General features: G+C 73.8%; 16 protein-coding genes. 6 read left to right on the top strand and 10 right to left on the bottom strand.

The genetic code is table 11. The features are described 5' to 3' along the window. The first annotated feature begins 5 nt into the window (after positions 1-5). A complete protein-coding gene (gene ddaH / locus GA0070614_RS15580) occupies positions 6-839 on the top strand; it encodes a dimethylargininase (protein ID WP_408630691.1) in 834 nt (277 codons plus the stop codon). Positions 840-909: 70 nt separating this feature from the next. On the opposite strand, the gene GA0070614_RS15575 is transcribed toward ddaH, so the two are convergent. Both GA0070614_RS15575 and GA0070614_RS15570 read right to left on the bottom strand, forming a co-directional pair. Next, on the bottom strand, positions 910-2,136 hold the full coding sequence (locus GA0070614_RS15575) for an ABC transporter substrate-binding protein (RefSeq protein ID WP_088976640.1): 1,227 nt from the start codon (positions 2,134-2,136) through the stop codon (positions 910-912). 56 nt (positions 2,137-2,192) lie between these two features. Further along, entirely contained in the window at positions 2,193-3,011 is an 819-nt protein-coding gene (locus GA0070614_RS15570) for an alpha/beta hydrolase family protein (RefSeq protein WP_088979453.1), read from the bottom strand. A gap of 82 nt (positions 3,012-3,093) precedes the next feature. Between GA0070614_RS15570 and GA0070614_RS15565 the strand changes: the two genes are divergently transcribed. Next, on the top strand, positions 3,094-3,693 hold the full coding sequence (locus GA0070614_RS15565; protein ID WP_088976639.1) for a bacterial proteasome activator family protein: 600 nt from the start codon (positions 3,094-3,096) through the stop codon (positions 3,691-3,693). Between the two features lie 23 nt (positions 3,694-3,716). On the opposite strand, the gene GA0070614_RS15560 is transcribed toward GA0070614_RS15565, so the two are convergent. The 3 genes from GA0070614_RS15560 to GA0070614_RS15550 all read right to left on the bottom strand — a co-directional run bounded on the left by GA0070614_RS15560 (position 3,717) and on the right by GA0070614_RS15550 (position 6,232). Next, positions 3,717-4,529: an HAD family hydrolase gene (locus GA0070614_RS15560; protein ID WP_088976638.1), complete on the bottom strand. Its 813-nt coding sequence runs from the start codon at positions 4,527-4,529 to the stop codon at positions 3,717-3,719. After that, positions 4,529-5,350: an HAD family hydrolase gene (locus tag GA0070614_RS15555; protein ID WP_088976637.1), complete on the bottom strand. Its 822-nt coding sequence runs from the start codon at positions 5,348-5,350 to the stop codon at positions 4,529-4,531. The genes GA0070614_RS15560 and GA0070614_RS15555 overlap by 1 nt, the downstream gene beginning before the upstream one ends. A gap of 171 nt (positions 5,351-5,521) precedes the next feature. Further along, a complete protein-coding gene (locus GA0070614_RS15550; protein ID WP_088976636.1) occupies positions 5,522-6,232 on the bottom strand; it encodes a hypothetical protein in 711 nt (236 codons plus the stop codon). A 128-nt stretch (positions 6,233-6,360) separates the two neighbouring features. On the opposite strand from GA0070614_RS15550, the gene GA0070614_RS15545 reads away from it, so the two are divergent. The 3 genes from GA0070614_RS15545 to GA0070614_RS15535 all read left to right on the top strand — a co-directional run bounded on the left by GA0070614_RS15545 (position 6,361) and on the right by GA0070614_RS15535 (position 8,075). Continuing rightward, a complete protein-coding gene (locus GA0070614_RS15545) occupies positions 6,361-6,792 on the top strand; it encodes an OsmC family protein (RefSeq protein WP_088976635.1) in 432 nt (143 codons plus the stop codon). A 138-nt stretch (positions 6,793-6,930) separates the two neighbouring features. Next, positions 6,931-7,275 (top strand): metallopeptidase family protein, encoded by a 345-nt coding sequence (locus GA0070614_RS15540; protein WP_170839359.1) that lies wholly within the window; start codon positions 6,931-6,933, stop codon positions 7,273-7,275. Positions 7,276-7,352: 77 nt separating this feature from the next. Continuing rightward, positions 7,353-8,075: an AIM24 family protein gene (locus GA0070614_RS15535; RefSeq protein ID WP_088976634.1), complete on the top strand. Its 723-nt coding sequence runs from the start codon at positions 7,353-7,355 to the stop codon at positions 8,073-8,075. 39 nt (positions 8,076-8,114) lie between these two features. Here the strand turns inward: GA0070614_RS15535 and pheA are convergent, their stop codons facing one another. From pheA to GA0070614_RS15510, 5 genes are all read right to left on the bottom strand, one after another. Then, positions 8,115-9,071 carry a prephenate dehydratase gene (gene pheA / locus GA0070614_RS15530; RefSeq protein WP_088976633.1) on the bottom strand — a complete coding sequence of 319 codons (957 nt, stop codon included), beginning with the start codon at positions 9,069-9,071 and terminating at the stop codon, positions 8,115-8,117. Between the two features lie 10 nt (positions 9,072-9,081). Further along, positions 9,082-9,630 (bottom strand): hypothetical protein, encoded by a 549-nt coding sequence (locus tag GA0070614_RS15525; RefSeq protein WP_172892598.1) that lies wholly within the window; start codon positions 9,628-9,630, stop codon positions 9,082-9,084. Between the two features lie 140 nt (positions 9,631-9,770). After that, entirely contained in the window at positions 9,771-10,160 is a 390-nt protein-coding gene (locus GA0070614_RS15520; protein WP_088976631.1) for an ACT domain-containing protein, read from the bottom strand. A gap of 63 nt (positions 10,161-10,223) precedes the next feature. After that, positions 10,224-10,682 (bottom strand): PAS domain-containing protein, encoded by a 459-nt coding sequence (locus tag GA0070614_RS15515; RefSeq protein ID WP_088976630.1) that lies wholly within the window; start codon positions 10,680-10,682, stop codon positions 10,224-10,226. A 181-nt stretch (positions 10,683-10,863) separates the two neighbouring features. After that, positions 10,864-11,601, bottom strand: a complete 738-nt coding sequence (locus GA0070614_RS15510) for a hypothetical protein (protein ID WP_088976629.1) — start codon at positions 11,599-11,601, stop codon at positions 10,864-10,866. A gap of 163 nt (positions 11,602-11,764) precedes the next feature. Here GA0070614_RS15510 and GA0070614_RS15505 point away from each other — a divergent pair, with 163 nt between their 5' ends. After that, on the top strand, positions 11,765-12,982 hold the full coding sequence (locus GA0070614_RS15505; RefSeq protein WP_088976628.1) for an arginine deiminase: 1,218 nt from the start codon (positions 11,765-11,767) through the stop codon (positions 12,980-12,982). Positions 12,983-13,021: the final 39 nt, after the last annotated feature.

The following is a 13,021-nucleotide window of genomic DNA, read 5'->3' as shown; positions in this document are numbered from 1 at the left end:
TACTCTTGGTCACCGTGAACCAGCAGCGAGTCCCGCGAAAGCGGACATATCTCATGTGCTCGCCCGAGCACTTCGCCGTCGAGTACGCGATCAACCCGTGGATGGACGTCACGACGCCCGTCGACGCGGAGCTGGCGGTCAAGCAGTGGGACCGCCTGCGGGAGACCCTGGTCGGCCTCGGTCACGACGTGCACCTGCTCACCCCCGAGGCAGGGCTGCCCGACATGGTCTTCGCGGCCAACGGCGCCTTCGTGGTGGACGGCACCGTCTACGGCGCCCGGTTCAAGCACGAGCAGCGGACCGCCGAGGCCGCCGCGCACCGGGCCTTCTACGAGTCGCAGGGCTGGCGGTTCATCGCGCCGAGCGAGACCAACGAGGGTGAGGGCGACTTCGCCTACCTGCCGGACGCGCACGGCGGGCTGATCCTCGCGGGCCACGGCTTCCGTACCGAGCTGCCGGCGCACGCCGAGGCGCAGGAGGCGCTCGGCCGGCCGGTGGTGTCGCTGCGCCTGGTCGACCCGCGCTTCTACCACCTGGACGTGGCGCTCGCCTCGATCGACGACACCAACGTCGTCTACTACCCGGGGGCCTTCTCGGCGGCCAGCCAGCGGGTCCTCGCCCAGCTCTTCCCGGACGCGGTGCTCGCCGACGACGAGGACGCGCTGGCCTTCGGCCTGAACCTGGTCAGCGACGGGCTCAACGTCGTGCTCAACAGCGAGGCCACCCGGCTCGCCGGCAAGCTCAAGGCGGCCGGCTACCACCCGGTCCCGGTCGAGCTGGCCGAGCTGAAGAAGGGCGGCGGCAGCGTGAAGTGCTGCATCGCCGAGTTGCGCCACTGACGCGTCCCGACTCCGACGGACGGAGGGCCGGCCCCGAGCGGGGGCCGGCCCTTCGGCGTACCGGGGATGCTCAGCCGAGCGTGGCGACCTCGCTGACCATCACGTTGGAGAGCAGCCGACCGTCGAGCTGGACGGTGCGCAGGTACCACTTCTGCTGCGGGGTGCGCGGCTGGTTGAACTGCCACACCCCCCGCGGGCTGTCGATCTGGCCGATCTTGCCGAGGGCCAGGTTGACCTGCTGCGGGGTCGGGTCCGGCCCGGCCAGGCGGATCGCCTTGTCCAGCACCTGCGCGGCGTCGTACGAGGCCATCGCGTAGGTGCTGGGGGAGACGTTGAACGTCTTGCGGTACGCCGAGGCGAAGACCCGGTTGGCGGCGTTGTTCAGGTCGGCCGAGTAGTTCGACGCGGTCTGGATCGTCCCGGGCAGCAGGTTGTCGTCGTCGTCGAGCAGCACCCCGCGTACCTCGTTGAGGACGTTGCCCTCGGTCAGGAAGCCGGGCGCGTAGAGCGGCCCGGTGTAGGCCGGCCGGTTGCGGCGCAGTTGCCGGATGAACTGGATCGCGGCCTGGCCGGTGAAGTGGCAGAAGATCGCGTCGGGTTCGCGGGCGAGCGCCGCGCGGATGTCGGCGGCGTAGGTGTTCTCGCCGGGGTTCGCGGCGGACCTGGCCCAGATCGGCTCGCCGGCCAGTCGCGGGTCGTCGACGCCGAAGGCCTGGCGGAAGCCCTGCACCACGTCGAGACTGCCGCCGCCCTCGGGGGCGATGACGACGACCTTGCTGCCGGGCGGCATCCGCTCCTTGAGGTACCCGCCGAGCGCCCGGCCCGGCTCGTCCAGCACGTACGACGTCCGCCAGATGTAGACGACGCTCTGCAGGCTGACCGGTGAGGCGTTCGACCCGATCAGCGGCACCCGGGCCTTCTCCACGATGTCGCGGATGCCCGACATGACGACCGGGTTGGCCACCCCGGTGAGGGCGAGCACGCCCTGCTTGAGCAGGTCGTTGACGGCGGCCTGGCCGGTCTTGGCGGTGTCGCCCTCGTCCCGCTTCTCCAGGGTCACCGGGTGGCCGCCGAGGCGCTGGTCGTGCATCGACAGGTAGAGCTCGAAGCCGTTGACCATGTCCTGGCCGACGGCCTTGCCGATACCACTCTCCGGGGCGATCAGGCCGATCTTGATCGGCGAGCCGTCCGCGATCGTCTCGCCGCCGTCGTCGTCGGTGCCGCAGCCGGCGACCAGCCCGGTGGTACCGAGTGCGGCCAGCAGTTGAAGGGCGCGCCTGCGGTTCATGTGCGACACCGAAATCCTTCCGAGGAGCGTTGCCGGGCGTCACCGCCCTCCGGCGTTCTACCTGCTTAGCGACGCTGCGTCAATGGCTCTTGATCTTTCCAGAGGGACTGCAACGCATCCCTGACCTGCGGCCAGGCCGCCGAATCCGGATCGATGAGGCCGAAGTGCTCACATTCCGGCAGTTCAACCAGGGTGACGTCGCCGCCGGCCGCCCGCGCGGCGGCCACGTAGTCCCGGCTCATCGCCACCGGGACCTGCCGATCCCGCACACCGTGGCAAATTACTGTCCGTGTCGGCGGGGGCACCAATGCCCGTGGATCGGCCACCGCGTACCGGTCCGGGTGCTCGCTCGGGCCGCCACCGAGCAGCGCGGCCACCGCGCCGCCGTCCAGGTCCAGCCGGTACGCCTCGGCGAGGTCGGCGACCGGGGCCAGCGCCAGCACCCCGCGTACGGCGTCCGGGGCGTGCGCCGCGACGTGGAGCGCGAGGTGCCCGCCGGCCGAGTGGCCGAGCAGCAGCGGCGCCCCGGCGGCCACCTGGCCGGGCAGGGCCCGGGCCGCCATCCCGGGCAGCGCCGCCACCGCCGTGCGCACGTCGGTCAGGGTGCCCGGCCAGCCGCCGCCCGGCTGCCCGGTGCGCCGGTACTCGACCTGGGCGACCGGCCAGCCGAGCCCGGCCAGCGCCGTGGCCAGCGGGCCGGTGTGGGCGCGGTCGTACTCGGCCCGCCAGAAGCCGCCGTGCAGGATCGCGACCAGCGGCCGGAGCGGGCCGTCGCCGGCGGGGCGGCGCAGGTCGACGATCTGGTCGGGGTGGTCCCCGTAGGCCAGGGTCAGGTCGGGCGGGGGCGCGGGGCGGGTGAGCACGGCGCGGGGGTCGGCGGGCATGTCGGCGACGGTAGCGCGCCCCGCCGGACCGGTGGCGGCGGTGACCGGTCCCACCGCGTGCGGCTCGCGGCGGTGGGTAAAGATGGGTGCCATGACCGAAGCGCACTCCGCTGGACAGAGAGACGAGCCGGGCCGCGACGGCGCCGGGCACTCCGGCACCGTGGTGGTGATCGGACCGGACGGCCGCCCGGTCGGCACGGTGCAGACCGACGAGCAGCAGGGTGAGGACCCGGCCCGCCTGGTCGAGCAGCCCGCCAAGGTGATGCGGATCGGCAGCATGATCAAGCAGCTGCTGGAGGAGGTCAAGGCCGCTCCGCTCGACGACGCCAGCCGGCACCGGATGCGGGAGATCCACGAGCGGTCGATCGTCGAGCTGAAGGAGGGCCTGGCCCCTGAGCTGCGCGAGGAGCTGGAGCGGATCTCGCTGCCCTTCACCGAGGACAAGGCCCCCAGCGAGGGCGAGCTGCGGATCGCCCACGCCCAGCTGGTCGGCTGGCTGGAGGGGCTGTTCCACGGCATCCAGGCGGCGCTGGTGGCGCAGCAGATGGCGGCCCGGGTGCAGTTGGAGCAGATGCGCTCCGGTCGGCAGGCGCTGCCCAGCGGCCCGGCCGGGATGATGCCCGGCATGCCCGGCATGGGCCAGCCGCACGGTGGCGAGCACCAGACCGGCCAGTACCTCTGACGGCGCGCGGGGCGCCGCCCCGCTCACTCCACCCCGAAGACCTTCTCCAGGTACGCCGCCACGCCGTCCTCGGTGTTCGCCCCGGTCACCTCGTCGGCGATCGCCAGGACGGCGGGGTGCGCGTTGGCCACCGCCACCGCCCGCCCGGCCCAGGTCAGCATCGGCACGTCGTTCGGCATGTCCCCGAAGGCGAGCACGTCCTGCTCGGTGACGCCGAGCCGGTCGGCGTACCAGGCGAGCCCGGCCGCCTTGGTCACCCCGGCGGCGGAGATCTCCACCAGCCCGCTGTACGACGAGTGTGTCGCCTCGGCCAGCCCCTGCAACGCCCCGGCCACCAGCTCGACGAAGGCGTCCGGGTCCTGCTCGCCGGCCCGGGCCAGCAGCTTCACCGCCGGGGCGGAGAGCAGCTCCTCCGGCGACTCGACGGCCCGGATGGCCTCGTGGTCGGCGTCCCAGCGCAGCGGGTAGTGCGCCTCGTGCCGCATCTGCCGGCTGTCGACGATCTCCACCGCGAAGCTCACCTCGGGCACCGCCGCGCGCAGCCGCCGGGCCACCTCGGCGAGGTGTTCCGGGGCGAGCGGGTCGGCCCGGAGCACCTCGTCGGCGGCCGGGTCGTAGACCACCGCGCCGTTGGCGCAGATCGCCGGCAGCGGGGCGGGCAGCTGGTCGTAGACGAGTTGGAGCCAGCGGATCGGGCGGCCGGTGACCAGCACGACCGGCGTGCCCTGCGCGGTGATCCGCTCCAGCACCGCGGCGGTCCGGGCGCTGAGCGTGCGGTCGTCGGCGAGCAGGGTGCCGTCGATGTCGGTGGCGACGAGTCGGGGTGGGATTCCCATCACCGGGACAGTAGTCGGTCCAGGTAGACCGCGACTCCGTCGTCATCGTTGCGCAGGGTGATCTCGTCGGCGGCGGCCCGCACCTCGGGGTGGGCGTTCGACACCGCCACCCGGGCCCACCCGGCCCAGCCGAACATCGGCAGGTCGTTCGGCATGTCCCCGAAGACCAGCACCTCCGCCGGGTCCACGCCCAGCCGCTCGGCGACCACGCTCAGACCGGTGGCCTTGTCCACCCCCGGCGGGCAGATCTCGATGAACCCCAGCCCGGCCTGGGTCAGCGTGGCGACGTGCGGTGGGATGATCTCGCGCGCCACCGCGAGCAACTCGTCGACATGATGGTCGGCGGTCCGTGCGAACGCCTTGATCACGTCGACGGAGAGGCACTCGGCGCGGCTGCGCGCCTCGAACCGGTCCTGGTACGGCCAGCTCGGGTGGTAGTCGCCCCAGAGCGGCGCGTCGTGCTCGTCGGACGCCTCGACCATCACGGTGAGCGGGCCCGCCGCCGCCTCCAGGTCGGCCAGGAGCGTGGCCAGCACGGCACCCGGCAGCCGCTCGTCCCGGAGCACCAGCGGGCCGGCCGGGTCGCTCTGGTCCACCACGCAACCGCCCCCGGCCATCACCAGGAAGTCGGCGGCGCGGATGTCGTTGCGGGTCAGTTCCTTGAGCCGGGGGCCACGGCCGGTGGCGCCGACCACCGGGATGCCGGCGGCGCGCACCCGGTCGAGCACCCCGTGCGTGTACGCCGAGACGGTGTCGTCGCTACGGACGAGCGTCCCGTCGAGGTCGGTGGCGATCAGCTTGGGCAGTCCCGGGCGGGTCATCGTTCCTCCTTCGCCCGCCGCCGTCGCAGCCGGCCGTTCTCGGTCGTCGGTGCCTCGACCGGAGTTGACGGCGGGCAGCAACCGTACCTCGCGGAACCGGTCGCAACCATGACTTCCCGGCGAATCGGGTGCCAACGCCCGGTGGCGTGCTCGGCACCCTCACGCGGCCGGTCAGGCGTCCGGATCCCGGCGGGCGAACGGGACCGTCGGCGCGACCGTGAGGTCGGCCGGGGCCGGGGACGCTGCGGACTCCCCACCCCGCTCCGGCCGGCGGAGGTCGACCGGGTCGGCCGCCGGCCCGGGGGACCCGGCCGGCTGCCGGCCGGCGACCTGGAGCGCGGCCCCGAGCAGTGCCGCCGCGACGAACGCCATCACCAGGCCCCGCCCGTACGCCACCCGGAAGCCGTCGTCGGTGGAGTAGAAGAGCGCCCGCTGCCCGGAGTCGTCCAACGACAGGGCCGTCGCGGTCAGCAGGGCGAGCAACGCGCCGGCCACGGCCAGGCCGGCCACCCGGGCCTCCCGCCGGACGGCCGGGCCGCCGCGCAGGGCGAGCGCCACGGCGGCGGTGAGCAGCAGCAGCCCCACCAGGTACGCGACCCCGAAACCGCCGATCTCGGACACCCCGTTCGGCACCTGGATGGTGGCGTCGCCCTCCGGCCCACCGTTCGGCAGCGTCAGCACCAGCCACTCACCCAGCAACGACGCCATCCCCGCCACCGCGCCGAGGGCGGCCACCACCAGGGGCAGCCGACCGTCCTGCCGGAGGCCGGCCAGCCCGCGCCCGAACCGTCGGGTCGGGGCGTCCTCCGCCGCGCCCCACTCGACGACGGTCGTCCCGTCCGTGCGGTCGTCCTGTCGCGGGATCGGGCTTTCCTGTGACATTCCGATCACCTTCCGCTGTCCCGGACCTGCCCGCATCATGTCACGCCCCGCCCGGGTCGGCCGGGGGCGCGAGCCGGGATCGGTGCCGGACGGTCGCCGGCCGGAGCGGTTTCGGTTAGCGTCGCAGCATGCCTATCCGTACCGCTTCCGCACGCTGGCAGGGCAACCTCACCGAGGGTTCCGGGACCGTCCGCACCGGCAAGGGCGGCCTGACCGGGAACTACTCCTTCAAGTCCCGCTTCGAGGAGGGCGAGGGGACCAACCCCGAGGAGCTGATCGGCGCCGCGCACGCCGGCTGCTTCTCGATGGCCCTCTCCAAGCAGCTCGCCGACGCGGGCGCCGCCGACACCTCGGTGGAGACCACCGCGAAGGTGCACTTCGACAAGACCGACGCGGGCATGACCGTGACCCGAATCGACCTGGAGACGGTCGGCCAGGTGCCGGGCATGGACGAGGCGCAGTTCACCAAGCTCGCCGAGGCCGCCAAGGAGAACTGCCCGATCTCGCGGCTGCTCTCCCCGGGCGCCCAGATCACCCTGAACGCCCGACTCGCCTCCTGATCCGTCCCGACGCCGCCCGCCCCGCCCGGGGTGGGCGGCGTCCGCGTCCCGGGAGCGTCCCTCGGCCCCGGCGACGACGGGCCCCGGATCGCGCGGCGGCCGACCGGCCCGGCGTCGGGGACAATGGACGGCGTGCCGGTGGAGATGAGCCGTGAGCGCTTCGAGGAGCTGGTCGGCGAAGCCCTCGACGAGGTGCCCGAAGAGCTGCTCGGGCTGATGAGCAACGTGGTGATCCTGGTCGAGGACGACCCACCCCCCGGGGAGGACCTGCTCGGCCTCTACGAGGGGCACGCCCTCACCGAGCGCGGCTGGGACTACGCCGGGGTGCTGCCCGACCGGATCCTCATCTACCGCCGCCCGATCCTGCGGATCTGCGACACCGAGGACGACGTCGTCGACGAGGTGGCGGTGACCGTGGTCCACGAGATCGCCCACCACTTCGGCATCGACGACGAGCGGCTGCACGCCCTGGGCTGGGGCTGACGCCCCGCTCGGCGGATGCCGCCCGTTGCGTCGGGTGCCTACGGTGGGGGAGCACACCCCGAATCAGGAGGAAGACCATGCGCAGCGCGCTGTTCTCCGCGGAGAACCTCGAGAAGGAGTCCGCCCAGCCCGGCATGCGGCTGCAGAACTCCAAGATGCTGAAGATCGAACTCAACGGCGAGGCCATGGCCCGCGTCGGCTCGATGGTGGCGTACCAGGGTCAGGTGCAGTTCCAGGCACTCGGCTCGGGGGGCATCGGCAAGTTCATCAAGCAGCGGCTGACCGGCGAGGGCGTGCCGCTGATGAAGCTGACCGGCCAGGGTGACGTCTTCCTCGCCGAGCTGGCCAAGGACGTGCACATCATCGACCTGGAGCCGGGCGACGCGCTCTCCATCAACGGCTCCAGCGTGCTGGCCTTCGACTCGACCCTGTCGTACGACATCAAGATGGTCGGCGGCGCGGGCATGGCCTCCTCGTCCGGCCTGTTCAACTGCGTCTTCACCGGCCACGGCCGGATCGCCATCACCACCAAGGGCACCCCGGTGGTGCTCAACGTCGACGCCCCCACCTACGTCGACCCGCAGGCCGCGGTCTGCTGGTCGGCCAACCTCCAGACCGGCTACCACCGGGCGGAGCAGCTCGGCCTGGGCACCCTGCTCGGCCGCAGCACCGGTGAGGCGTTCACGATGAGCTTCGCCGGCCAGGGCTTCGTGGTGGTCCAGCCGTCCGAGGAGCCGCCGATCATGGGCAGCGGCCAGCAGCAGCAACAGGGCGGTCTGCTCGGCGGTCTGCTCAGCTGAGCGCGCCGACGGGGCGCCCGGTCCGGGCGCCCCGCCGGATCAGGTCAGCTCGCCGCGCCGCAGCCGGGCCAGCCAGGCCGCCGCGTCGGCGTAGTCGGCGTCGGAGAGCCCGGCCGGAGCCGGGACCGGCCGGTCACCCACCCCGTCGGCCCAGCGGTGCCGGGGGTACGACCCGAGGAAGCGCACGTCGGCGCAGACCCGGCGCAGCCCCTGTAACGCCTCACCCATCCGGACGTCCGCGACGTGCCCGGTGCCGTCGAGGAAGAAGACGTACCGGCCCAGCGCCTCACCGGTGGGGCGGGACTCGATCCGGGTCAGGTTGACCCCGCGCACGGCCAGCTCCATCAGCACCGAGAGCAGCGCGCCCACCCGGTCGTGGGCGATGTAGACCGCCAGCGAGGTGACGTCGTCCCCGGTCGGGGGCGGCGGCGGCCCCGGGCGGGACACCAGCGCGAACCGGGTCACCGCGTCCGGATGGTCCGCGATCTTGTCGGCGAGCACCGCCAGCCGGTGCCGGGTGGCCCCTATCGGCGCGCAGATCGCCGCGTCGTACTCGCCGGCCGCCGCGCCGGCCGCCGCCGCGCCGTTGGAGAGCACGTCGACCACGGTCGCGTCGGGCAGGTGCTCGCGCAGCCAGTTGCGGCACTGGGTGGACGCCTGGGGGTGGGCGGCGACGTCGCGCACCGACTCCAGGGTGGTGCCGGGGCGGGCGCCGAGCACGAACTCGACGGGCAGGATCACCTCGCGGGTGATCACCAGCGGGTCCCCCTCGGCGAGTTCGTCCAGGGTCACCCCCACCGCGCCGCCGATCGAGTTCTCCAGCGGCACCAGGGCCGCGTCCGCCTCACCCGCCCGTACGCAGTCCAGCGCCTCACCGACGCTGCGTGCCGGCGTACGGCTGCCGTGCTCGGCGGCGGGGACGGTGCGCAGCGCCTGCTCGGCGAAGGTCCCCTCGGGGCCGAGGTAGACGAAGCGGGTCGGCGGTGTTCCGGGCATGTCACCCAGCCTACGGCCCCGGCAACGCGCCCGGCCCGGCGTCGCAGGCCGACGTCCGGATGGCGGGTGGCGCGGCGGCGCGTACCTCGATCGAGCAGACGTCCGTGCCGGCGGTGACCAGGCGCAGCGCGCCCGGCTCGCCCCGGGTGACCACCTGGAGCGCCTCGTGCCCGGTCACCGCGAGGACGGTGTACTGCCAGCCGTCGGCACAGAGCGGACCGGTGGTGGCCCGGACCCGGACGCCGGCCGGCAGCACCCGGTCGCGCAGCAGCCCCACCACCCGGTCGGCCGACGGTCGGCCCGCGCAGGCGGTGGCGACCGCCGCCGGGGTGGGGCCGGGCGGCACGAGCGGGGTGGTCGGGGTCGGGGTCGTCCCGGGTGGGAAACCGGGGGTGGCGGTCACCGGCGGCACCGCCGTGGGCACCCCACCCGGCAGCACGCCGCGGGTGGGCGGCCCGCCGACGCCCGGCGAGGTGACCGGGGCGGCGGCGCCCCCGGCCGGCGGGGCGTCACAGGCGGCGAGCGGCAGGGCGGCGAGCAGGGCGGCGGCCACGGCCAGCCGGCGCGCGGCGGCGCGGTGCGATGGGTCAGGCGGCACGGCCGGTCCTCAGGGGGCGAGCCTCGTCGGCATCGAGACGGGTCGTTGCGGCCGGGTGGCCGGTGCGCCCATGGTAGGAGGATCGGGCGGCGGCGTGAAGGTCAGCGCAGGACGCGGTGGCCGGCGCGTTCCAGCGCGACGGTCGCCTCGCCGAGTCGTACCGCGGGGACCAGCACGTGGTCGGTGTCGTACGTGGAGAACGCCACCGCGTTGACCCGGGCCTCGGCGAGCGGGCCGACCAGGGCGGCCAGGGTGCCGGTCACCGGTGTGCCCACCGGCCCGACGATCCGCAGGCACCGCCACGCGGTCTCCACCTCCGCCTGCCGGGGCACGCGGTCGGCCGGACAGATCACCGAGATCCCGTCGGCGGTCCAGCTCACGGTCACCACGTCGGCGCGGCCCGGCTCGGCCCACAGCCCGGACGGCAGGGGCGTCCCGGCGGGCAGCCGGCACACCGCGTACTCACCCGGGAGCAGAGCGAGATCGAGCATGAGGGCACCCTACGGCGTCGGCGGGACCCGGGCCGTGGCACGCGGCACCCGCCACGCGGCGGGTCAGACCTGGGAGAAGAAGGTGAGCGAGCCGGCGACCTCGCCGTCGGTGAGCACCGGGGTGGAGATCGCGTCCACGGTGGCGTCCGGTGCGTCGTCACCGGCGGCCTGCACCCGCAGCAGCCCCCGGGCGAGCCGCCCGGAGTGCAGTGCGAGCAGCGGTGGGATCTTGTCGGTCTCCTGCTCGGTCAGCTCGCCACGGGCCGCGGTGAAGTCGAGCAGCCGCAGGCCGCCCTCCAGCAGCGGCAGGCCGACCACGTCCTCCGGGGCGCCGAGGCAGAGCAGCCGGCAGCCGGACGCGGAGATGGCCACCACCCGGGTCTCCGCGTCGATCAGCAGGCACGGCTCGTCGGCGTGGGAGACGGTGGCGGACCACTGGCCGACGTTGTCGGACTCCTGCTCCGGCGGTGTCCGCGAGGCTGGTGCGAACACATCCGAGAGCGAGAGTTCGACGTGGGCCACCGCGCCTCCTATGTACACCGACGGTCTGTCCACGCTAGCCGGTCGATTCGACAGGCGCTCGACCGCGCTCGTGTCACCGGTCGCCGTCGACGTTCGGATGCCCGGACCGACCGGACGGCCGGCGACGGCGCGGTCCCGGGGGCCTTCCGGCGGCCCGGACCGCGTGGCGTCGCCGGTGACGTTACCGGCGGGCGGCCGGCTTGTCAGCGGCCGTTCGGCCCTCGTCGTACCACCGGTAGTCGGCGGCGGGACGGTACGTGCCGTTGAGCCAGGTCTGCGGCTGCTGCGCGATCCGGGACAGCTTCTCGGCGGTCGCCGGGCTGATCCGGTTGCCGCCGGCGACGAGGAGCCGGTCCAGCTCCCGGTGGGTCGCCATGAGGCAGTCCTTCGGCAGGCCGTACACGCTGATGACGCCGGAGCCGACGAAGGTCAGCACCGGCGTCACCGGGATCGGCAGGCCGACGGCCTCGGAGAGCGCCTTGCTCGCGCGCTTGGCGTCCCGGCGGGCCTCGGCCACGTACGGCGGCCGCTTGCCGTTGATCTGCACCACGTCACCGGCCACCAGCACGCGGGCCCGTCCGTGGTCGGCGATGCTCACCGCGAAGAGCCCGCTCGGGCCGATGGCGAGGAAGCCGGCGCGGTCGTCCTGCCCGCGGTCGAGCAACGCGTCGACGGCGTCCGTGCGCGGCCACTCGATGACGTGCCAGGCGGGCCCGAGGTGGTCGAGCTGACCGAGCGCCCGCGCCCCGGCCGCCTCCAGGCGGCGGGCGTCCCGCTCGGCCCGGCGGCGGCGGGCCCACTGCAACGGGCTCGGCCGGGCCGGCTGGAGCGCGGAGGGCGCTTCCGTGCGGGGGTGCGGCACCGCCACGGGCGGCAGTGCCCGGGTGGGTACGGCTCGGCGAGCGGGAAAGACAGTCATCGCGACCTCCGGCAAAAGGTCCCTCGAAGTTATGTCCTCACTACCCTACGTTGCCATCCGGGGGGTACGGCAAGTTGGAGCGCCGGAATGAGTGCGGATGAATGCCATATTCATCCGCACTTCTTCCCGTGAACACCGCTCATACCTGTCCTACGCTGCGAGGGTGACCCACTACGTGGACAGCGAGGTCGGTCGGCTCGGCACGGTGCTGCTGCACCGACCGGGGCCCGAACTCGCCCGGCTCACCCCTCGCAACAACGACTCGTTGCTCTTCGACGCTATCCCATGGGTGGGACGCGCGCAGGAGGAGCACGACGCGTTCGCCGCGGCGTTGCGCGAACGCGGGGTCGAGGTGCTCTACCTCGCCACCCTGCTCGCCGAGACCCTCGCCGTCCCCGACGCCCGGGTCGAACTCACCGAGCAGGTGCTCCGCTCGCCCCGGCTCGGCGACACCCTGCGCCGCCGGGTCGCCGACCACCTCGCCTACCTCGACCCGGCGGCCCTGGCCGACGTGTTCATCGCCGGGCTCGCCCACGAGGAGGTGCGGATCAGCCCGGAGCGCCCCGGCGGCCTGGTGTGGACGCTGATGGACCGGCACGACTTCGTCATCGACCCGCTGCCCAACCTGCTCTTCACCCGCGACTCGTCACTGTGGATCGGTGACCGGGTCGGCGTCACCAGCCTCGCCATGCCGGCCCGTCGCCGGGAGACCACCCTCACCGACGCCATCTACCGGTACCACCCGCGCTTCGTCGGCACCGAGGCCGTCTACCACCCCGAGCTGGAACACCTGGAGGGCGGCGACGTGCTGCTGCTCGCCCCCGGCGTGCTCGCCGTCGGGGTGGGCGAGCGGACCACCCCGGCCGGTGCCGAGCGGCTGGCCCGGCAGGTGTTCGCCGCCGGGCTGGCGCACACCATCCTGGTGGTGCCGATCGCCCAGGAGCGGGCCACCATGCACCTGGACACGGTCTGCACCATGGTCGACGTCGACGCGGTGCTGATGTACCCGAACATCGCCAGCACGCTGTCGGCGTACACGGTCATCGCCGGGCCGGACGGCGAGCCGCGGGTGGACGGGCCCGCGCCGTTCCTGCGCGCCGCCGCCGACGCGATGGACCTCGACCAGCTCCGGGTTATCGACACCGGCCTGGACCCGGTGACCGCCGAGCGGGAGCAGTGGGACGACGGCAACAACACCCTCGCGCTGGCCCCGCGGCTCTGCGTCGGCTACGAGCGCAACGTGGAGACCAACGCGCAGCTCGAACGGGCCGGCATCGAGGTCATCCCGATCGCCGGCTCGGAGCTGGGCTCCGGCCGGGGCGGCCCGCGCTGCATGTCGTGCCCGCTGGTCCGCGAGCCCCTGCACGCCTCCGGGAACTGACCGGCACGGCCCGCCGGGCGGCCACGGACCACGCGACGG

It is taken from the genome of Micromonospora coxensis, assembly GCF_900090295.1.
Lineage (GTDB): Bacteria > Actinomycetota > Actinomycetes > Mycobacteriales > Micromonosporaceae > Micromonospora > Micromonospora coxensis.
This window is presented reverse-complemented; position numbering and strand designations above follow the sequence as displayed.

Excerpts from the sequence above, each read along its gene's own strand:
- GA0070614_RS15555 (WP_088976637.1), bottom strand. The coding sequence starts at position 5,350 with ATGACCCGCCCGGGACTGCCCAAGCTGATCGCCACCGACCTCGACGGG.
- GA0070614_RS15535 (WP_088976634.1), top strand. The coding sequence starts at position 7,353 with ATGCGCAGCGCGCTGTTCTCCGCGGAGAACCTCGAGAAGGAGTCCGCC.
- GA0070614_RS15520 (WP_088976631.1), bottom strand. The coding sequence starts at position 10,160 with ATGCTCGATCTCGCTCTGCTCCCGGGTGAGTACGCGGTGTGCCGGCTG.
- GA0070614_RS15550 (WP_088976636.1), bottom strand. The coding sequence starts at position 6,232 with ATGTCACAGGAAAGCCCGATCCCGCGACAGGACGACCGCACGGACGGG.
- pheA (WP_088976633.1), bottom strand. The coding sequence starts at position 9,071 with ATGCCCGGAACACCGCCGACCCGCTTCGTCTACCTCGGCCCCGAGGGG.
- GA0070614_RS15560 (WP_088976638.1), bottom strand. The coding sequence starts at position 4,529 with ATGGGAATCCCACCCCGACTCGTCGCCACCGACATCGACGGCACCCTG.
- GA0070614_RS15545 (WP_088976635.1), top strand. The coding sequence starts at position 6,361 with ATGCCTATCCGTACCGCTTCCGCACGCTGGCAGGGCAACCTCACCGAG.
- GA0070614_RS15510 (WP_088976629.1), bottom strand. The coding sequence starts at position 11,601 with ATGACTGTCTTTCCCGCTCGCCGAGCCGTACCCACCCGGGCACTGCCG.
- GA0070614_RS15565 (WP_088976639.1), top strand. The coding sequence starts at position 3,094 with ATGGGTGCCATGACCGAAGCGCACTCCGCTGGACAGAGAGACGAGCCG.
- GA0070614_RS15570 (WP_088979453.1), bottom strand. The coding sequence starts at position 3,011 with ATGCCCGCCGACCCCCGCGCCGTGCTCACCCGCCCCGCGCCCCCGCCC.